The organism is Nitrosococcus halophilus Nc 4, assembly GCF_000024725.1.
Classification (GTDB): domain Bacteria; phylum Pseudomonadota; class Gammaproteobacteria; order Nitrosococcales; family Nitrosococcaceae; genus Nitrosococcus; species Nitrosococcus halophilus.
The window spans coordinates 220,378-240,044 of record NC_013960.1 but is presented as its reverse complement, the minus strand read 5'-3'; the positions used below and the strand labels follow the sequence as shown (position 1 = coordinate 240,044).

Below are 19,667 nucleotides of genomic sequence, written 5' to 3'. Positions count from 1 at the left end.
GAGGGGGAATATGACTGAACCGGCGGGCACCCTGATTAAAGCCCTCCAACAGCCTAAGGTCTACCATCATGCCGTTGAAAACCTTACCCTGATTGAAACCCACATTTCCTGGCTGGTGCTGACGGGACCCTATGCCTACAAAATCAAAAAACCCCTTAATCTAGGTTTTCTCGATTTTTCCACCTTAGACAAGCGCCGCCACTACTGTCATGAGGAACTGCGGCTCAACCGGCGGCTTGCCCCCGAAATCTATCTGGAGGTGGTCCCTATCAGCGGCAGTCCCGCCCATCCCCGTCTTGGCGGTGCCGACACCCCCATAGAATACGCGGTCAAAATGGTCCAATTCCCCCAGCAAGCCCGTCTAGACTACTGCTTGCAACGGGGCGAATTATCCCCGAAGCTCATCGAAAACTTAGCCCATAAAGTAGCGGCCTTTCACCAAAGCATTGCGATTGCCCCTCAAGACAGCCCTTATGGTACCCCCGAGGCGGTGCTGCAACCGGCCTTAGAAAACTTTGAACAGGTGAACAGCTTCCTTGAAGAAGAGAAGGAGGATCAAAAGCGGCTGGCCCGCCTTCGGCAATGGACGGAGGAAAAATGGCGGCAACTGCAACCAGAATTTATCGGCCGTAAAAAGGCTGGTTTTGTGCGGGAGTGCCACGGCGATTTGCATCTGGGCAATATCGCCTTAAGGGAGAGCCAGTTCATCATCTTTGACTGTATCGAATTTAATGAGAATCTGCGTTGGATTGATGTCATGAGTGAGCTTGCCTTCCTGGTCATGGACCTGGAGGATCGGGGTCGTCCGGACCTGGCCCACCATTGCCTTAACCGCTACCTAGAACGCAGCGGCGACTATCCTGGACTGGCGGTATTGGGCTATTACCAAGTTTATCGTGCCCTGGTCCGGGCCAAGGTCACCGCTATCCGCTTGGGACAAACCCCCTCGGCCCCCGAGGCCCAAGCCATCAAGGAACGCTACCGCAGTTACCTGAAGCTGGCCTCAAGCTATATTCAACCGGCCCAGACTTTTTTAATCATTACCCATGGCCTCTCCGGGAGCGGTAAAACCACCTTGAGTCAGCCCCTCCTCGATCACCTCGGCGCCATCCGCTTGCGCTCGGATATTGAACGCAAACGCCTCCATGGTTTGAACCCCCGAGACCGGCCCGGTGAAGGGGTGGCTACCGGAATGTATTCTGCACAATCCAGTCGCCAAACTTACCAGCACCTCCAGCAACTTGCCCAAACAGTGCTAGCAGCGGGGTATCCTGTCCTTGTGGATGCGGCCTTTCTCAAGCAAGCACAACGCCAAGCCTTTCAAGACTTAGCCCAAACATTAGGCGTGCCCTTTGCCATCCTGGATTTTCGCTGTGAACCCCAACAATTACAGCAGCGGATACGGGAACGCCAACGTCAGGACAGGGATGCCTCCGATGCGGATCTGGCTGTTCTGGAACACCAACAAACGACTCAGGAACCCCTGACTGAAGCGGAGCAAAACATAACCCTTCCTATTGAAACTTCCCAGCCTTTAGATATGGAGAGCCTGAGGGAACAGCTTCTTCATCAACTGCACCCAACCCCCTAAGGACCGCTCTTTTGGTCTATTATTTTAATTGCCAGAAATAGCGGGGCTACCCCCCAATTTCTTCTCAGCTTCTTTCAAGGAGGTAAAGCGTGGGGCTCCTATCTCGTATGGCCACTATTTTAAAGGCGAAGATGAATGCGCTGTTGGAAAGCAGCGCAAACCCTGCCGAAACCCTGGAATATTCTTATCAAAAGCAAGTAGAGCTTCTGCAAAAAGTCAAGCGGGGCATTGTAGAGGTCGTGACTTCGAAACGCCGCGTGGAACTGCAAGCTGCCCGAGTGAGGGAGCAAGTGAGCCAACTTGACGCCCAAGCGGAAGAGGCGCTGGCGGCGGGCAGAGAAGATTTGGCCCGGCTCGCCCTGCAGCGAAAACAAATTGGCCAGGAACAGCTCGGCGATTTGGAACAACAGCTTTCGGTGTTGGAGCAAGAGCAACAAAGGCTCACCACTGCTGAAACCAGACTCAGTACGAAGGTGGAAACATTCCGCACCCGAAAAGAAACCCTCAAGGCCCAATATACCGCCGCAGAAGCTCAAGTGCGCATTGGCGAAGCAGTGCACGGGCTCTCGGAGGAGTTGGCGGATATGGGATTGGCCATCGAACGGGCGGAGGAAAAAACAGAAAGCATGCGAGCCCGCGCTGCAGCAATCGACGAACTGGCTGAAACGGGGGTACTGGTGGATCTTACCCGTTCTGGGGAGGATCAATTGAGTCGAGAATTAAAGCAAATCAGCGCTTCCCGAAATGTGGAAGCGGAACTCGCCGCCATGAAAGAACGCCTTGGCCAATAGAGAATGCCATAGAAAATAGGGAGCGAAAGCATGATAATCCGGATCATGAGCGAAGGTCAGTACCGGATGCCCAGTGGGCACTTGGATCAACTCAACGATTTAGATGCCCAAGTGGTGCTTGCGGTAGCTCAAGGCGATCAAGCCCACTTCCAAACTACTTATGCCCAAATGCTGGATTTTGTGCGCCAGCAGGGGGAGCCGGTAGCCGCCACGGAGCTAGTCGAATCCGATGTGATCCTGCCTGCTCCCGATCTGGAACTCAAGGAGGCCCAACAACTGTTTAAGGGAGAAGGGATCATTCCCGGCTGATCTCCTTGCCGACGGTCATTACACGGGTAATCCCCATAAGGGGTACCACAACTCTAGCTGGGTCTCCAAGGGAAGTTCTTTTTCCATCAAAGCCTTAAGCCGAAACTCTTTGGCATTATCCCGCTGCTGGTTCGGCAAAGGGACAAAAGGGTAAAAAGACCCTCGCTTATAATTATAAACCCAATAAATGGGTTGATTGGCCTGCTCAAAGCGGAAGACGGCCGCCAGCAGGGAGGACCCATAGCCCTGGTCCGTCAGCGTACTGCTCACCAAGTGCACAGTCGCTATTTGGTCTTCTACTTGCTCATCTTCGACCACCATCCATAAAAATCCATAGTCGTCCTTTTGCAGCAAGCAACGACTCTCCATTTCCGCCGCGCTCAGTTGCAGTAAATCCTCCAACTCCTGTTGAAGCCCTTGGAAACCTGCAGCATCCGCCGACCTAAACACTATCCCGGCCTTCCCCCCTGAGCTGTATCCCAACTTAGCCGCCAAGGTCACATAGGCGGTAGAGAGGGCAAACAGCCTTTCAAGCTTGGGCGGAGGCGGGGTGGCGCGGCCCAAAAGACTGTCCAACCATTTCATCGCTGTTCCATTTCCCTTTGAATACGCTCCAGCTCCTGGAGACGTTGCTCAAGAGGGGGATGGGTAGAGAGAAGCCTAACCAAAAATTCTTTTCCCGTGACCGGGATAATAAAAAAAGCGCTTGCTGCTTCCACTTGGCGCAAATCCTGTTGTGGAATCCGGTCCACGGTCCCGCTGATTTTTTGCAAGGCGGAAGCCAGGGTAGAAGGCGCCCCCGTGGTGAGCGCCGAGCCTCGATCAGCGGCGAACTCCCGATAACGGGAAAGGGCCCGCAATAACAAGGTGCTTATCGCCCACACCAGCATCGAAATCACCCATACCAGAAATAGGGCCGCCGCGGAATTGCCCCTTTCCCGCTGACTTCCCCCCATTCGAGGCATATAAAGCAGCCACCGCACCAGGAAAAAAGCCACCGTGGAAAAAAAGCTCGCCAAGGTCATTACCATCACATCCCGGTTTGCAACATGGCTCAGTTCATGGGCCAATACGCTGTCTAGCTCCGCCCCATCAAGTCGCTGCAAAAGCCCCCGGGTCACCGCCACCACTGAGCTTTTTTGGCTCCGTCCAGTGGCAAAGGCATTCGGGATATCCGTTTCCATGAGCGCCACTCTGGGCTTGGGCAGATCCATTTGCATGGCAAGACGCTCAATCCGGGCATGAAGCTCAGGCGCTTGCTGGGGACTGACCTCCCGGGCGCCAGAGGCTAGCAACACCAATTTCCCTGAAAAGAAGTACTGGGCTCCCAGCAAAAGTGCGGCAAAGAGCACCAGGCCGCGAAAAGGAACCCCCATAGCGGCCAGAAAAGCCAAAAAAGCCAGATAGAGGGCGGTGAGTATGAGCAGTACCACGCCCATCCGGAAGGACAAACCGGTGTCAGCGCCCAGTCCTCTCTTTGCCATGAGATCCCTCCTCTATAGGGGATAGGAAGGCTTTGAATTAAAGGTCGATCGGCATATAGCAAGCCTCTTGAAATACTCTAGCAACTCCCTCATATAGTGTCATCTAGTTATCGCTTCTCAGAAGCGGTATTGGGCCATGAAGTCAGCCATGTGGCTAACGGCGACATGATCACCCTGGCTTTGATTCAGGGGGTAATCAACACTTTCGTGATTTTCCTGTCCCGGGTGATCGGCCATCTGGTGGATCGGGTGGTATTTAAAACCGAGCGTGGTCATGGCCCTGCTTTGGAGCCTCACATGGAAGTTAGGCGACCCGCCAGCGAGGTCGCGAAGTGAAACGGCGCGCCGAGCGCGAGGGCCGCATGACTTACGTTTTGCCATGAATTGGCGCTATGATTTCTTGCTCTCGGAGCCTAGGGTGGGGAGCACCCGAAGTGAAAGCGCGAGGAGCGGTAAAGACCCCAAGACCAAGGTCACCCCTTCGTCGAGGACCGCGAGGAACCGCGAATTCTCCAGATTGATGAAGTTTTGTAGGAATAAAATTGAAATCAGTCATGGCGAAACTCCAACTGGATAACCACCATCATCGCCGAGATGGTGCCTGCCATCCTCGCCAGCCTCATCGTCTTGTGGTTCAGCCGTCAGCGTGAATTTCGAGCCGATGCAGGCGGCTCCCAACTAGCCGGCAGGGAAAAGATGATTGCAGCGCTAGAGCGGTTAGGTCGACTAGCCCAGGAAGGTCTTTCGGATCAGCTTCATGCTTTTGGGATCGCCGGAGGCAGATCGGGCTGGCAGCGTTTATTCATGTCCCACCCGCCCATTGAAGAGCGGATCGCTGCCCTTCGCGCTGAGCATTGAATGAGCCGCCTGTTCGTGCGCACAGCGCACGCTGCTTGTTGCCTTGGAGGGACAGTGAAGAGGTCGCAGCCAAAGCCGCGCTATTGGATATCCCCGGAAAAGTCATAACTTAGTAATTCATTGGGCTCCTGAATGTAATGGCCCTGGGCATAATCCACACCAAACTGCCAAAGTAGCGCCAAAGTATTGGCATCGGAGACAAATTCAGCAATGGTCGGTTTACCTGCTTCTTTAGCCATTTCAATAATGGTCTTGACGACGGTCTGGTTTTCTTCTTCTTGGAGTAAATTCTCGATGAAAGCGCCGTTAATCTTAAGGTAGTCCACATCCAGATGCTTCAAGCAATTGGACATGTCCAGTCCGGTGCCAAAATGTTCTAGGGCAAAGCAGCATCCTAAAGCCCGAATTCCCCCAATAAGCCGCTGCATTTGTTTTAAATAATTAAGGGCGGAACTTTCACTAATCTCAAAAATGAGTGAATTGGCATCTAGCTGATTCTCTCGTAAATGCTTTTCAAGCCAAGGCAGTAGATTTTTGTCATGGATCGAGAAGTCCGACAATTTGATAAAGAATCGGGTGGGCTGGCCTGCTTGATGCCGATCCCGCAATACGCGACTGGCCTTGGCGATCACCCAACGATCAATCTCGCCCATCAGCTTAAGTTGAGCCGCAGGCTCTAAAAATTCTTCCGGTGGGATGTACCCTCCCGCCTTATCGGTCATCCGCAACAAGGCTTCAAAGATTTCTTCGGTCTTGCCATGGAGACTCACTACCGGTTGATAGAGCAGGCGAAAACCATCCTTATCAATCGCTTGCCGGAGCCGAATCTCCCATTGTTTGATTTTTTCCTGATCGGTAAGATCGGCAGCCACCGGGCTGTAACGCTCAACCCGATTACCTCCCGCCTCCTGTGCTTTGACACAGGCCTTATGGGCCCGCTCCAGTACTTGCTGCACTCCTGGCGTATTCTCCCCCATCCGACAGAGCCCAACGCTGCACGTCACATTGATGCTCCGCTCGCCAATCTCCACCAAATGCTGATCCACAGCTTGGCGCAACTGCTCAGCCAATGTGTCCACTTGCTCGTCACTCGCTTGAGCGACCAGGAGAATAAAAATCTCATCCCCAAAACGGGCGAGAAGCCCCTTTTCATCGCAATACTGCTGTAAAATCCGGGCCACATCCGTAATCACCAGGTCGCTGGCCCCAATACCGACCCGCACTCTGACTCGGTTGAACTGATCCAAGGCGATATAGAGTAAACTGCTCTCCTTTTCTCCTGCCCTGGCAGCGGATACCGCCTCTTCCATCAACTCAAAACAATAGGGCCGGCTAAAGAGGCCGGTTAACACATCTCGTTGTTGGGCCTGTTTGATCTTTTCCTCCGCAACAGGATTATAGGCCTCATCTCGGATGACGATTTGGGTGCAAGGTTCACCCTCAATGCTTGCGGGGGTAAACTCCAGGGTGGCACTAAAAGTGCTCCCATCCAACTTGCGTCCCTTTAAGGGAAGCTGAGATTTTCCCCCCTCCCTAGCGTTATATTCTTTGAGAAAGGTCTTAAAACGGCTGTGCTCCTCGGGCGCCACCATATCCAGCAGAGGCATCCCCTCAATGTCGTCAAGATCATGACAGCCAAAAAGATCCAGGTAGGCCCGGTTAGCATAGAGGTGCATGCCTTCGTGGACATAGCCCACAGCGTCCCGGGAACTTTCTAGCAACGCCCGGGCCCGACGCTCGCTTTCTCCTAACACCATCTCACTGCGGCGGCGCGCCCGGCGACTTTCCAAGTCCCGAAGCTCCCGTTTAACCACATGTTGAAGACGGAGAGGGCGGCTTTTGAGTACCACATCCCGGGCACCGTCAGCATACATCTCGTCGATATCATCCGGATCGGTTTCCTCATCGATAACGACAACCAGGGGGATATCTTTTTCAGACTGGGCCAGCACCTGTAGCATCTGGGTCACACTCAACTGGGGGGGCGTGGCGGCGCAAACGATCAGATCCCAGGCTTGCCCCTCCAATGCCTCCCGGACTTCCTCCTCGTCCTCTACTCGCGAAGCCCGCACCGCAAAGCCCATGTTGCGCAGCAGGTTGGTGACCATTTCGGCATTTTCAAAGGAGGCATCAACGATTAACAACCGCACTATATCTTTGGGTGTTAGCATTAAGTTTCCGGTACTCTTCAATCGGCACAACTAAATTTAAAGCATCTAAATTGGATGCTTCAGGACATTCATCGGCCTCAGGAGGGTCGATTTCCTCCATGGCTTGTTCTATCCAATCGTATGCTTGTTGATTTACTTGAGTCGCCGTCTTGCCTTGAGTATCAATGGGGGGTCCAATGGCGACGTCGATCACCCCAGGATATTTGGTAAATCCACTGCGGGGCCAATAGCGTCCTGCGTTATGAGCCACCGGCACCACCGGATAGCCGGTGGCTTGGGCCAAGGCCGCCCCTCCAATGCCAAAACGACCCATCTTTCCGGGCGGCATCCGGGTACCTTCCGGGAATACCACCACCCAACGGCCCGCGGCAAGGCGTTGGCGGCCTTGCTGTATGATTTGCTCCAGGGCCTTGCGCCCTGACTTACGGTCAATGGCAATAGGCTCAAGCAAGGCCAACCCCCAGCCAAAGAAGGGAATCCACAGCAGCTCCCGCTTCAGTACCCAAATCTGAGGCGGAAAAATCTGCTGTAGGGCAATCGTCTCCCAAGCCGACTGATGCTTGCATAGTACTACCGCCGGACCCGGGGGAATGTGCTCTGCACCTCGGACCCGAAAACTAACGCCACAGGTTTTCCTGAGCCACCAAAAATTGAGGCGCCCCCATTGAATGAGAAAACGGTAACGGTAGTGAAAGGGTAGGAAGGACAAACATAACCCCACCAGACCAAAAACAAGCGTAGAGAATACTTGCCCTAAGCTAAAAATAAGGGAGCGCCAGAGCAATCCACTGGAGCTTGATCGGTGTTGAGCTGGAAATGATTGGCCAGAGACTTTGTTCAGAGGCTGGCCGGATTTTGGAGCTTGACTATCCATGTTTTAACAACGCATCAACAACTGAAGATAAATCATCATAAACCTCCACCCCAGGGGGTAAATTAGGACTTTTCGCCGTCATCTCGCCTTTACCGGTGCGCACTAACAAAGGTTTGGCTCCAACGGCTTGGGCCGCTTGCAGATCCCGCAAAGAATCCCCGATTGCCGGCACCCCTTCTAACTGAATACGCAGGCGACTGGCAAGTTCCTGGAATAAACCTGGGCGAGGTTTACGGCAGTTGCAATCATCGTCGGGGGCATGGGGACAAAACAAAATAGCCTCTATCCCTCCCCCCATTTGTGCTAACAGGTGGTGCATCTTGCTATGGATTCGATTGAGCGTGGGCACATCCAAAAGCCCTCGCCCTACTCCCGATTGGTTGGTAGCGACCACAATTCGATACCCTGCCTGATTGAGCCGGGCGATGGCTTCCAAACTGCGGGGAAGCGGTACCCATTCGGCTGGGCATTTGATATAGGCATCAGAATCTTCGTTAATGACCCCATCCCGGTCCAAAATAACTAGGCGCATGGCTATTCTCCTCTCACTTTGCCCGCCAACCTCACCCTCAATCTTCCCCCTACCCCCCTTTAACTCTGCAACCGGGAGATATCCGCCACCTGGAGGAATAAGGTTTGTAAGCGCTCCAAGAGGGCTAAACGGTTAGCACGCAGGGCGGGGTCTTCGACCATGACCATCACTTCGTCGAAAAATCGATCTACCGCCCCCCGTAAACTTGCCAAGGCCCTTAATGCAGCCTGGTAATCCTGTCGCTCCAACAAAGGGGACACTTCCCGTTCCAGATCGTACATTTGGGTGGCTAGGGCCTGCTCTGCGGGATCTTGCAGCAGTCCAGGTTCCACCTGGGGCGGAATCTTCTCCTTACTCTTGCGGAGAATGTTTCGGATCCGCTTATTTGCCGCCGATAAGGACTCCGCCTCGGGAAGTTCACGGAAAGAGGCGACTCCTTTGAGGCGACGATCAAAATCCCAGGGCCGTCCGGGCTTTAAAACCAAAACTGCTTCGATTTCATCGGGCCGGAAACCGGCTTCCAAGTAGTAACCCCGAAGGCGCTCTAGCAAGTAATCATGGACTTGAGCTGCGGTATTGCTTTCCGTCAGACGACCCCCATAGGCCTGACAACCCCTCTCCAGTAAAAGACGAAGATCCAGCCCAAGCTCAGCCTCGATAATAATACGCAATACCCCCAAAGCAGCCCGGCGCAGGCCATAGGGGTCCCTATCACCACTTGGCGGTTCCCCGATACCAAATAACCCCACCAAGGTGTCCAAACGATCCGCCAAACTGAGCGCCTGACCCGTAGGGGTCCCTGGCAGCTTATCACCTGCAAAGCGGGGCAAATATTGCTCCCGAAGCGCCTCCGCCACCTCCGCCGGTTCATCATCCCGGAGGGCATAATAACGGCCCATGATCCCTTGTAGTTCCGGGAATTCGGTGACCATCTCGGTGACCAAATCACACTTGGACAACAGCCCAGCACGCTCCGCCCAATCCCCATTGCCGCCAATACTGATAGCAATGCTCCGGGCAAGTTGTGCCAGCCGCTCAGTCCTCTCAAAAACGCTTCCTAGCTTCTCCTGGAAGGTGATTTTTTTTAGCTTCCCGCAGCGGCTGGCTAGGGATTCCTTGCGATCGGTGGCATAGAAAAAAGCCGCATCGGCAAGACGGGGCCGGATCACCCGTTCATTGCCTTCTACCACCGCCTCCGGCTGCTCGCTTTCGATATTGGACACGGTAATAAAGTAGGGCAGCAAATGCCCTTGACCATCCCGCACTGGAAAATATTTCTGATGGTCTTGCATGGTGGCGATGAGGACCTCTTCCGGCAACTGGAGAAAGTCCGGTTCAAATCGTCCCGCCAGGGCCACCGGCCATTCAACCAAACCGGTGACTTCATCCAACAAAGCATCCTCCACCAGGGCTTCCCCGCCTACCTTCTTGGCAGCCTCCACCACCTGGGCATAGATGGCCTCACGACGGACAGAAAAATCGGCGAGCACCTTGCCTTCGGTCTCCAATAACGGCCCGTAGGCGGCAGGTTCCGCCAGATAGAGGGGGGCAGGATGATGAAAACGATGGCCCCGAGTCTCTCGGTCCGCTTGGACACCTAGCAACTCTGCAGGAATAGCTTCATCCCCAAAAAGGAGCACTAACCAATGGACGGGGCGGATAAACTCTACCGAGAGGTCATTCCAGCGCATGCGCTTGGGAATGGGCAAGGCCTGAAGGGACTGGGCCAGAATATCCGGCAGTAATTCCCGGGTGGGCGCCCCCTGCCGCCGTTGCCGGTGCACTAACCAAGCCCCCTTCTCACTCTCCAAGCTCTCTAGCTCATCCACCGGCACGCCACAGCTTCGGGCAAAACCCTGGGCCGCAGCAGTCGCTCTGCCCTCATCATCAAAAGCCGCTGTCAGTGCCGGCCCCCGACGCTCCAGCACCCGATCGGGTTGGGAAGCGGTCAACTCCTGCACCCACACAGCCAAGCGTCGTGGCGCGCCATAGCCTTTCAAACTCCCATAGGCTAATCCTGCCGCCTGCAATCTTTGGCTAAGTTCTTGGGTCAGGCTCTCGGACAGTTTGCGCAGGGCTTTAGGGGGCAGCTCTTCGGTGCCAATTTCGATTAACAGGTCCCGGGTTTCAAGCACAGGCCGCCTCCTTGGTGACTCCTGCCAACATGGGAAATCCCAGGGCCTCCCGTCGCGCCAGGTAGGCCTCGGCCACCGCCCGCGCCAGGGCCCGGACTCGCAAAATGTAACGTTGGCGCTCCGTGACCGAAATGGCACGACGGGCATCCAGAAGATTAAAGGTATGGGAAGCTTTCAGGACCATTTCATAGGCAGGCAAGGGCAACCCGGCTTCAATCAAGCGCTTGCTTTCAGCCTCGCAACTGTTGAACCAAGCGAATAAACTTTCCGTGTCGGCTTGCTCAAAATTGTAGGTGGACATCTCCACCTCATTCTGGTGAAAGACATCCCCATAAGTAATGCGCCCTAAGGGACCATCGGTCCAAATTAAATCGTAGACGCTGCTGACCCCCTGTAAATACATGGCAATCCGCTCCAGGCCATAGGTAATTTCGCCGGTCACGGGCCGGCATTCCAATCCCCCCACCTGTTGAAAGTAGGTAAACTGGGTAATTTCCATGCCATTCAGCCACACCTCCCAACCCAGTCCCCAAGCACCCAGGGTAGGGGATTCCCAGTTGTCTTCCACAAAGCGGATATCATGCACCAGGGGGGATATCCCCAGCATCTGCAGGGATCCTAAATAAAGATCTTGGATTTCCAAGGGCGACGGCTTGAGTACTACTTGGTATTGGTAATAATGCTGGAGCCGGTTAGGATTATCCCCATAACGCCCATCCGTGGGACGGCGTGAAGGCTGGACATAGGCGGCACTCCAAGGCTCAGGGCCGATGGCGCGCAGAAAAGTGCCGGGATGAAAGGTCCCTGCGCCCACCTCCATGTCGTAGGGCTGGAGAAGCACACACCCCTGCTCAGCCCAATATTGTTGCAGCCGCAAGATGAGTTCCTGAAAAGTTGCAGGCATGGTCGCTGCAACAGGGCGGGGCTTGCTGATCAAAAGATTTTCTCTCCTCTTTCCGATGACTTTTTGATTAAATGTCCAAGTATATACCGTGCAGGGAAATTCCAATGCTAGGATGATAACCCGTCATTCTTGCAGGAGCATGATAGCTTTCCCCTTCCTAGCGCTCCAAGTTGTAAAATAGATCGACACCGCTTTCAAGGCCAGTCTCGGCTTGCAAGCTCCAATGCTCGCTCAAGGTATAGCGCATCTGAAAGGCATTAAAGCGTTCAAATATCCCGATTCCATAACCAATATAAAGGCGTGGTGAAAGGTGTTTACTCAGCATCAATGCCTGGCTCTGGTCCTCCCCTCTGGTTTCAATCCCGACTTCCTCCAAGCCAAAGGTTTCCCCAATTCGTTTGGCCAAAAGATTGCCGCCGGAGAGGCCAAGAGAAGTCGCAGCTTTCGCCAATAATTCGCCCTCATCACCGGACGCAGTGGCCAAAGGCCGTCCCAGGAGCAGATAGGCCAAAATATTATCCTCATTCATGGCCGGCTCGGAAAATAAAGTCAGCACCGGGGCATTCGCCAAACCCTGAATTCGAACTCCAGCAATGACATCACCGATCTGGCGCACCGCCTCCACATCTAGCCGAGGATTATTCATAGGCCCGGCGAAAATCACCCGCCCCTGCTGAATCTTTAGCTGCTGTCCATAGGCCTTATACTGGCCCTCCACCACCCGCAACTCGCCATTTCCCCTGGTGACTTTCCCAGGGGTCTCGGTCACCAACAGGTTGCCTGCTACCCGTCCTTTAAAGCCCAAGGCCTGCACCGAGACTTTATCCCCCAGGGTGATTCTAACCCGGGCATAAATGGGGAGCGCCTTGGCTTCAGCTTCCTTTTCCTGGGAGACTATCACCACATCGTTAGAGACCGGCACGCCCCCCCTTCGCTTGATATCCGTAATTTCTACGTTCGCCTCAGGGACCGCAACTTCCCCTTCCACCCGAATCCCCTCTGCCGCCACCTTTATCTCCAACTGGGGCGAGATCAATACCCGGATTTCAGTGGTTTCCATGGCTTCAAAGCGTTCCCCTGACACCGTCACCCTGGCAGGCCAACCTGCTGTCGGGTCCAGGCGAGCCTGGCCATCGAAAGCCAGTTGCCCCTCACCGGAATGGACTTCCCCCTCAAACGTTACCCTCTCCTGCTCACTGGCCTCTACCCGCAACCGGATTCCCGTCAATGCCAGGCCCAGGGGAACCACCTGGGCACCCCCTTCTTGCAGTATCACTTGCCCGCGAAGCCGGGGTGCGGCCACCCGCCCCCCTAAATCCAAATCCACCTCCAATTGCCCCTGAACCGCCTGCAATTCCGGCAGCAACAGCTCTACAAAAGCAAGGTCATCGAAAGCGGCTGAAACCTGGCCTTCCAACGGCAATTGCCCTAGGGCCGTTAGATCCCAAGGGGCGGGAGGCAAACGCAGGGAAGCATGAACCGGCGCGGCACTAGGTTCCGCCAAAAGCAACTGGAAACTTCCTTCCCCCCCGTCCTTTTCCAGGCGAAGCTTAACTTGCGCCCCTTGATGGGAAAAACGTAGGGTCTGCCCTTCAGCCGCCACCTGGGCCAACTGACCCTCGGAAACATTGAGTTGCAACTGGGCCTGGGCTAGTTGGCGCGCCTCCCCTTGCATCCTAGCCTCACCGGCAACAGTCCCTTCCAAAGTGGTTTTTTCCGGCAAAAGAGGCGCCAGTACCGCTAAAGGAAAATCCGCCATACCAAGGCTGGCTTGCCAAACGCCTCCCTGCTGCCAGCCCCCCCCAAGGCAAAGCTGAGCACTCTGTTGCTGCCAACACCAGGGAGCAAGGTCAACCCGGCTGGGGCTCAGGGTGAGAGGGGCGGGAGCCGCTGTCTCCCAGCGGCCCGTTTGAGAGTCCGTGAACAAAGCCCTAGAAAGTTGCCCTTGCCAAGCCGTTTCCCTCCAGGAACCCTGGGCCTCAAGGTCCAGGGAATGCTCCGGGGCTGCCACCTCCAGGCGCAGCTCATGTTGCGCTGGTGTCCCCCGCCCTTGGAATTCCAAGGAATGGAGCGCCTGCGTCCCCAAAGTGAAATCACTCGCCTCGACCCAGAGCTGTGAGGGCCGCTTTCCCTGCAAGTCTACATTCACATCAGCCGCCACCGATGCCAACTGAAGGTCCTGATAGGCCAACTTTTCCCCTTGGAGACGAAGGGTCAACGCAGGTTGCTGGAGCGGCCCGCCGAGATGACCCTTGGCCCTCAAATCCCCCTGGGCTGTAGGCAACAATTGGGAAAGGTCTGGAGAAGCAAGCCGCCAGTCCAACCCCAGCTCCTCGTTGATTGTTCCCTCCATTGAAAATTGGGAATCCCCCGAGCGGACTCTCAAATCGGCAATACGCCAGATCGTCTCTTGAAGTTGGACCTGTCCTTGGGCCGCCACCGGATAGCCCCGCAAGGATCCGGAAAGGGTTTGGAGATTGATCATGAGGGTCCGGGCGCTATCCTCAAAAGTACCGCGGGTATGGGTGCTAAAGGCCAGTTCCCCTGGCCATGCAGGCCATTGCTCCGCCGGGTTGAGAGATTTCCCCGCTAACTGCAACTGCCAGGCCAAAGCGGGAGACCAACGAAAATTTCCCGAGCCGCGCAAGAACCCATCCAACAACTGTCCCTGTAATTTTTCCAGTCCGAACTGGGTGGTATCCCCCCCGCCGGCTAAATGCCATTCGCTAGTGGGGATGTTCTGGCCCGCAAGGGCGCTGCTCATCTGCAATTGGTAGGCTGCGGGAGAGCCCGCCAAAGTCAATTGTCCCCAATCACTGGAGACCTGGGCCGTGCCCGTCAACGGCCAGGCCAGATCCTGCCACTGCCCCTCCAGAGTCAGTTGGGGTTGGCCCTCTGCCATCATCCCCTCCCCTCGAAGGGCTAAATGGGCGGGGCCCTCAATTTGCTGCACACTCAGTTGATTTAAGACCCAATGCCCTATTGCCCGCTGTTCCCCTGAGAGCTTGCCACTCAGCTTGCCCAATCGGGCTTCCTGGATCTGGTAAGAACCCCGCACCTTAAACTGGTTGAGTCCGCCGGCTCCTTTAAGATCCAACCCGAGGCGTAGGGGGGGCCACTGGGAAGACAAATGCCCCAGCTCGGTTTCGGGAATCTCAACGACCGCTACCCAGCGTGGCTGTTCCAATAGTTCAAATAATCTGCCCCGGAATTGGAGAGGGAAGGGGGTTTGAACTTCTTGCCGAAGGGTCAGTTGGCGCAGATCCCCCTGCACCTTGCCGCTGCCAACCACCTCCCCCAATTCAGGAGCCGGGATCTTCCACCCCATGGCAAATTCCAGGGGATAAGCTCTCTGGAAAGCGATTCCTCCCCTCACCTCCAGTTGCCCTTGGGGGGCGGAGATTCCCAACTCGGCCACCTCTAGGGCCTGACCATCGAAATTCCCCCTCAGAACCATAGTGTCTATCACCACTGGGGACACCCCTAACGGATGCCAGGAAAGATTCTGGAGCCGAACACTTTCTGCCCTCACTTTTAAGGGGAGTTGTATCTCAGGAAGGGTCATCGACGCTTCTTGAGCACTAGGCGCTGGAGGACGCTCCTGACGCCAACTGACCTCCCGAAGGTGCAGCCGCTCAACCCAGAAGGTCGCCTCCAGCAAGGCTGCCGGCCGCCAGGCAAAGTGAAGATGCTTGATGTCCAGGGTAAAATCCGGAGTTCGGTAGCGCAGCCCGGTCAGGGTAAGGGCCTCCCCCAAACGCCCCTCCACCTGTTGGGTCTGCAACTCTCCTGGCGCCACCCGCGCCGCTTGGGTCAATAGCCACCGGGTCCCTATCTCAGTCTGGGTCACATAGGCGATACTGCCCATGAGCAACACCACTGCCAAGAGGATAAGGGCACCCACCCACCGTAAAAACTTCACAAATCAGGACCTAAGTAGACATGTAAGCGAATAGGCGTATCGGCCTTAGAAAGGGCCCAGGCAAGATCCACCCGGACGGGTCCTACCGGGGAAATCCAGCGGATACCCACCCCTGCTCCTTGCCGTAAATCCAAGGAGAAATCATTAAATGCATTTCCCGCATCATAAAAGGTAGCCACCGCCCACTTATCGAGAAAGCGATATTCGTACTCCAGGCTACCCACCAGAAGATTTCTTCCCCCCACCACCCGATCCTCCTCGTCTTTAGCCCCTAGGGCATTAAAAGCATAGCCCCGCACACTCTGATCACCACCCGCAAAAAACCGTACCGAGGGCGGAAGCTCTGAAAACTCCGACACCAAACTCATCCCCAGCGCTCCCCGCACTAGCACCCGACTGCGGGACCCCAAGCTACGGACCATTTTCCCCCGCAGAGTAAGCTGGGAAAAAGTATTATCCGAAAGCAACTCCTGCGCTGCTCCCCGCAGTTCCAAACTGAGGCGATGGCCGCGGCGGGGATAGATAGGATCGTCGGCCTGGCTCCGATACCAAATGACACCGGGCATCAACAGATTGGCCGTCCCCGACTCCCCATCAATTTCAAAATCCTCCCAACGATAATCCAAAGATAAGGTTTCCCGCCACCCGTCCCGGGCCGTGATCCGACGGACTCCCACTTGGGCAATGCGGCTATCACTGGTGCGGGTTGATTCTCGGCCAAAACTGGAAGCAAATCCCAGTTGATCCGTACGGGGGTCTCGCATAGGGATCACATAGTTGGTATCAAAAGCCTGGCGAATCTCTGAAGCTCTCAGGGCGAAACCAAAGCGATGGCCGCGACGATTAACATATCGATTTTCCCAACCCAGATTAATTCGCGGCCCCGTGTCTGTCCCAAAACCTACTCCCGCCGAATAACGATGGCGCTTCTTGGCTTGTAAGCGAACCCCTATGGGTACTTTGTGTTCCACCGCCTGCTCAGGCTGAGGCTCCACTTCCACCTCAGCAAAATAATCGCTGTCCACTAACGCTTTGTGGAGTTCAATCAGGCCTGAGCTTTCATAAAACTCCCCTTCCTCAAAAGGCACATAACGGGCTAAGAGCTGGGGCCGCACGACGGTCTCGGAAAAAGTCACCGGACCAAAGCGGTAACGGGGGCCGGTGTCAAAATGTAGGACCACGGTAGCCGCATAGGCTTCAAGGTCTACCTGCAACTTCTGTTGGATAAACTCCGCCTGAAAATAACCACGCTCAGCGGCTAATTGCTGCAAAGCGGCCTTCCCCTGCTCATAATCGGCGTGATTCAGGGGATCCTTCCTTTTAACAGGGAAGTCCTCTTGTAATGCCTGAAAAGCAGGGTCCTCCGTCCCCTCACCGGTAAGGTTTAAATTCACCTCCTCCACCCTCATCCGGGGACCCGGATCAACCCGGTAGCGGGCCAACCATTGCTCGGGATATGGTTGCAATTCCGCCTGGATCTGGGGCCAGTAATAACCATAAACGACTAGGGCGGTCTTGATCTCATCCACCGCCTTATCATGAAGGCGGCGAATTTGCCCCACGGTCAGCTTCGGGTCCTCCTGGTGGTGGACAATACTGAGATAGGCCATCACATTTTTCAGGACTTTCCCTTCCACACCCTGCACCTCTACTTCAAGGCGGGCTTGAGGCCAAGCAGATCCGATCCCCAAGAAAAGGAGCAAAAGAGCGAATAAGGTCCGCTGAAACATCACCGGCTTTATTTTTAGATTCTTATGAATTGCACGATTCAGAACCCAAATTTGTGTTCCAAGTACCTAGGGCATCGTCGCCAGGTATGCGATACTTAAACGGGTTGAAAAGCAAACTCTGAATAGGCCCCTGGGGATGCTCATAATAGTGGGTACACCGTATTTCCTAATAAGTAATAAGTAAGGGGTCTCGCTGGGTCTTCGATACAAAATAGCGCTTGATCAAGCCAATATCTAAGTGACTAACGAGTTGGGGTATTACTGGTGACCATTCGACTCGGCGTGGTAATGGATCCTATTGCCACCCTCAATATCAAAAAAGACAGCACCTTTGCAATGCTACTAGAGGCCCAGTCCAGGGGCTGGACCTTGGGCTACATGGAGCAAAGCGAACTTTATCTCAAGGACGGTCATGCCTATGCCCTGCTTCGAGAGCTCATGGTCAAAGACGATCCTGCGAGCTGGTATCAACTCGGTCAACCCCACCCCGTGTCACTGACCGAATTGGATCTTATCCTAATGCGAAAAGATCCCCCCTTTGACATGGAATATGTCTACACCACCTATCTGCTTGAGCGGGCAGAACAAGCCGGGGTGTTGGTCGTGAACAAACCCAGTAGCCTACGCGATGCCAATGAGAAACTCTATACGGCTTGGTTTCCCCAGTGTTGCCCCCCCACCCTGGTCACCCGTAAGGCAACGCTACTGCGGGATTTTCTGGCTGAACAACAGGATATCGTCCTCAAGCCTTTAGATACCATGGGAGGGGCCTCCATCTTCCGGGTTCGTCAAGAGGACCCTAATCTGGCGGTTATTATTGAAACCCTGACCCACCAGGGCCAACGCCAGGTGATGGCTCAGCGCTACCTGCCGGAAATTCGCTTTGGCGACAAACGCATTTTAATGGTGGATGGCCAACCCATTCCTTATGCCCTTGCCCGCATCCCAGCGCCAGGGGAAACTCGCGGTAATCTTGCCGCCGGAGGCCGGGGTGAGGGGATTCCCCTCAGCGCCCGAGACTATTGGATCTGTGAGCAGGTGGGTCCCACCCTGAAGGCACGGGGACTTATCTTCGTAGGCCTAGACGTGATTGGCGATTATCTCACTGAGATTAATGTCACCAGCCCCACTTGCATCCGGGAATTGGATGCCCTTTATGGCCTCAATATCAGCGCCCAACTGATGGATTGCTTGGCCAGCCGGCTAGCACCACAAGCAAGGGCTTAAAGGGAGCCATGTCCTTCACAGCTTTTACTATCCCCACCATGAGCTACCGGTTGGGCTTGGCGCTGCTCCTCTCGGCTCTGCTCCATGGAGCTGCGATCCTCAGTATAGGCCAGTTGAATATTCTTCCCCCGCCGACTCCAGTCCACTCCCCCCCCTTGGAAATTGTGCTTGTCCCCATCAAACAAGAACAAGCCCCTGAGAAACCGGACTTTCTGGCCCAAGCCAATCACATCGGTGGGAGTCTGAAAGAGAAACAACCTCCACGGCCGACGCCCCCTAGCCCCCCCCCTGCTTCCAAGCCTCTCCAGACAGCCTCCAACGGGACAACTCAACCCTCAGGGGCGACCCTAACCGAGAAAAAACTTCCTCCCCCCGAGCCCGTCACCACGCCCTCCGTGCTGACTCAAAAACACGCTTCCCGCCCTGTGACTCAACAGGCATCCGAACCCGAGCCACTCGACACCGTGGAAGTGGAGGATTCTCCCAAGCCCCGGCCCTCGGCCCGAGAGTTGATCGCCGCCTTAGAAGGACAACTTGCCAAGGAAATCCAGGGTTATGCCAATCAGCCCCGTAAGCGGCACATTGATTCCAGCACCAAGGAATATGCGGCAACCGCTTATTTAGATGCTTGGCGCAAAAAAATAGAGCGGGTCGGAAAAATGAATTATCCAGAGGAGGCCAAGCGGCAGGGACTTTCGGGAAGCCTCATCCTGGTGGTGGACCTAAACGTAGATGGCAGCGTCGCCAATATTGTGGTACGCCGCTCTTCTGGTTATCAGATTTTAGACGAGGCGGCCATCCGAATCGTGCGCTTGGCCGCCCCTTTTGCCAAAGTGCCCGAGAACTTACTTCAGGGTCACGATATACTGTCTATTACCCGCACCTGGCAATTCCACAGCGGTATTGGAGTTTCGCCATGACTGATTTCAATTTTGTTCCTACAAAACTTCATCAATCTGGAGAATTCGCGGTTCCTCGCGGTCCTCGACGAAGGGATGACCTTGGTCTTGGGGTCTTTACCGCTCCTCGCGCTTTCACTTCGGGCGCTCCCCACCCTAGGCTCCGAGAGCAAGAAAACCATAGCGCCAATTCATGGCAAAACGCAAGCAATGCGGCCCTCGCGCTCGGCGCGCCGTTTC

General features: G+C 55.1%; 14 protein-coding genes and 2 pseudogenes. 7 read left to right on the top strand and 9 right to left on the bottom strand.

Annotated elements, in window-relative coordinates; all coding sequences use genetic code 11:
* Positions 1–10: 10 nt before the first annotated feature.
* The 3 genes from NHAL_RS01145 (at position 11) to pspAA (ending at position 2,691) form a co-directional block, all read left to right on the top strand.
* Positions 11–1,591: a bifunctional aminoglycoside phosphotransferase/ATP-binding protein gene (locus NHAL_RS01145; RefSeq protein ID WP_013031328.1), complete on the top strand. Its 1,581-nt coding sequence runs from the start codon at positions 11–13 to the stop codon at positions 1,589–1,591.
* An 89-nt stretch (positions 1,592–1,680) separates the two neighbouring features.
* Complete coding sequence (locus tag NHAL_RS01140; RefSeq protein ID WP_013031327.1) at positions 1,681–2,382, top strand: PspA/IM30 family protein; 702 nt, start codon at positions 1,681–1,683, stop codon at positions 2,380–2,382.
* A 30-nt stretch (positions 2,383–2,412) separates the two neighbouring features.
* Positions 2,413–2,691 carry a PspA-associated protein PspAA gene (gene pspAA / locus NHAL_RS01135; protein ID WP_013031326.1) on the top strand — a complete coding sequence of 93 codons (279 nt, stop codon included), beginning with the start codon at positions 2,413–2,415 and terminating at the stop codon, positions 2,689–2,691.
* 18 nt (positions 2,692–2,709) lie between these two features.
* Here the strand turns inward: pspAA and pspAB are convergent, their stop codons facing one another.
* Both pspAB and htpX read right to left on the bottom strand, forming a co-directional pair.
* The gene (pspAB, locus tag NHAL_RS01130) at positions 2,710–3,276 is read right to left on the bottom strand and encodes a PspA-associated protein PspAB (protein WP_013031325.1); all 567 of its coding nucleotides are present in this window, start codon (positions 3,274–3,276) and stop codon (positions 2,710–2,712) included.
* Positions 3,273–4,175: a zinc metalloprotease HtpX gene (gene htpX / locus NHAL_RS01125; RefSeq protein ID WP_013031324.1), complete on the bottom strand. Its 903-nt coding sequence runs from the start codon at positions 4,173–4,175 to the stop codon at positions 3,273–3,275. The genes pspAB and htpX overlap by 4 nt, the downstream gene beginning before the upstream one ends.
* A gap of 120 nt (positions 4,176–4,295) precedes the next feature.
* Here htpX and NHAL_RS01120 point away from each other — a divergent pair.
* Together NHAL_RS01120 and NHAL_RS01115 are read left to right on the top strand one after the other, a co-directional pair.
* Positions 4,296–4,464 (top strand): annotated as a pseudogene (locus NHAL_RS01120) (M48 family metalloprotease); the annotation flags it as partial.
* A gap of 281 nt (positions 4,465–4,745) precedes the next feature.
* Positions 4,746–5,033 (top strand): annotated as a pseudogene (locus NHAL_RS01115) (M48 family metalloprotease); the annotation flags it as partial.
* A gap of 80 nt (positions 5,034–5,113) precedes the next feature.
* Here NHAL_RS01115 and NHAL_RS01110 read toward each other — a convergent pair.
* The 7 genes from NHAL_RS01110 to NHAL_RS01080 all read right to left on the bottom strand — a co-directional run bounded on the left by NHAL_RS01110 (position 5,114) and on the right by NHAL_RS01080 (position 17,301).
* On the bottom strand, positions 5,114–7,204 hold the full coding sequence (locus tag NHAL_RS01110) for an EAL domain-containing protein (RefSeq protein WP_013031322.1): 2,091 nt from the start codon (positions 7,202–7,204) through the stop codon (positions 5,114–5,116).
* Positions 7,164–8,078, bottom strand: coding sequence for a lysophospholipid acyltransferase family protein (locus tag NHAL_RS01105; protein ID WP_013031321.1), 915 nt, complete (start codon positions 8,076–8,078; stop codon positions 7,164–7,166). The genes NHAL_RS01110 and NHAL_RS01105 overlap by 41 nt, the downstream gene beginning before the upstream one ends.
* Positions 8,071–8,610 carry a D-glycero-beta-D-manno-heptose 1,7-bisphosphate 7-phosphatase gene (gene gmhB / locus NHAL_RS01100; RefSeq protein ID WP_013031320.1) on the bottom strand — a complete coding sequence of 180 codons (540 nt, stop codon included), beginning with the start codon at positions 8,608–8,610 and terminating at the stop codon, positions 8,071–8,073. Before gmhB ends, NHAL_RS01105 begins: the two co-directional genes overlap by 8 nt.
* A gap of 59 nt (positions 8,611–8,669) precedes the next feature.
* Positions 8,670–10,745 carry a glycine--tRNA ligase subunit beta gene (gene glyS, locus NHAL_RS01095; protein ID WP_013031319.1) on the bottom strand — a complete coding sequence of 692 codons (2,076 nt, stop codon included), beginning with the start codon at positions 10,743–10,745 and terminating at the stop codon, positions 8,670–8,672.
* Positions 10,738–11,682, bottom strand: a complete 945-nt coding sequence (gene glyQ, locus NHAL_RS01090; protein WP_013031318.1) for a glycine--tRNA ligase subunit alpha — start codon at positions 11,680–11,682, stop codon at positions 10,738–10,740. The genes glyS and glyQ overlap by 8 nt, the downstream gene beginning before the upstream one ends.
* Positions 11,683–11,806: 124 nt before the next feature.
* Positions 11,807–15,571, bottom strand: a complete 3,765-nt coding sequence (locus tag NHAL_RS01085; protein WP_013031317.1) for a translocation/assembly module TamB domain-containing protein — start codon at positions 15,569–15,571, stop codon at positions 11,807–11,809.
* Complete coding sequence (locus NHAL_RS01080; protein ID WP_013031316.1) at positions 15,568–17,301, bottom strand: autotransporter assembly complex protein TamA; 1,734 nt, start codon at positions 17,299–17,301, stop codon at positions 15,568–15,570. Before NHAL_RS01080 ends, NHAL_RS01085 begins: the two co-directional genes overlap by 4 nt.
* A 264-nt stretch (positions 17,302–17,565) precedes the next feature.
* Here NHAL_RS01080 and gshB point away from each other — a divergent pair, with 264 nt between their 5' ends.
* Together gshB and NHAL_RS01070 are read left to right on the top strand one after the other, a co-directional pair.
* Complete coding sequence (gene gshB, locus NHAL_RS01075; RefSeq protein WP_013031315.1) at positions 17,566–18,528, top strand: glutathione synthase; 963 nt, start codon at positions 17,566–17,568, stop codon at positions 18,526–18,528.
* An 8-nt stretch (positions 18,529–18,536) separates the two neighbouring features.
* A complete protein-coding gene (locus NHAL_RS01070; RefSeq protein WP_013031314.1) occupies positions 18,537–19,448 on the top strand; it encodes an energy transducer TonB in 912 nt (303 codons plus the stop codon).
* The last annotated feature ends 219 nt before the right edge of the window (positions 19,449–19,667 follow it).

Excerpts from the sequence above, each read along its gene's own strand:
- NHAL_RS01145 (WP_013031328.1), top strand. The coding sequence starts at position 11 with ATGACTGAACCGGCGGGCACCCTGATTAAAGCCCTCCAACAGCCTAAG.
- pspAA (WP_013031326.1), top strand. The coding sequence starts at position 2,413 with ATGATAATCCGGATCATGAGCGAAGGTCAGTACCGGATGCCCAGTGGG.
- pspAB (WP_013031325.1), bottom strand. The coding sequence starts at position 3,276 with ATGAAATGGTTGGACAGTCTTTTGGGCCGCGCCACCCCGCCTCCGCCC.
- htpX (WP_013031324.1), bottom strand. The coding sequence starts at position 4,175 with ATGGCAAAGAGAGGACTGGGCGCTGACACCGGTTTGTCCTTCCGGATG.
- NHAL_RS01110 (WP_013031322.1), bottom strand. The coding sequence starts at position 7,204 with ATGCTAACACCCAAAGATATAGTGCGGTTGTTAATCGTTGATGCCTCC.
- NHAL_RS01105 (WP_013031321.1), bottom strand. The coding sequence starts at position 8,078 with ATGGATAGTCAAGCTCCAAAATCCGGCCAGCCTCTGAACAAAGTCTCT.
- gmhB (WP_013031320.1), bottom strand. The coding sequence starts at position 8,610 with ATGCGCCTAGTTATTTTGGACCGGGATGGGGTCATTAACGAAGATTCT.
- NHAL_RS01080 (WP_013031316.1), bottom strand. The coding sequence starts at position 17,301 with ATGTTTCAGCGGACCTTATTCGCTCTTTTGCTCCTTTTCTTGGGGATC.
- NHAL_RS01070 (WP_013031314.1), top strand. The coding sequence starts at position 18,537 with ATGTCCTTCACAGCTTTTACTATCCCCACCATGAGCTACCGGTTGGGC.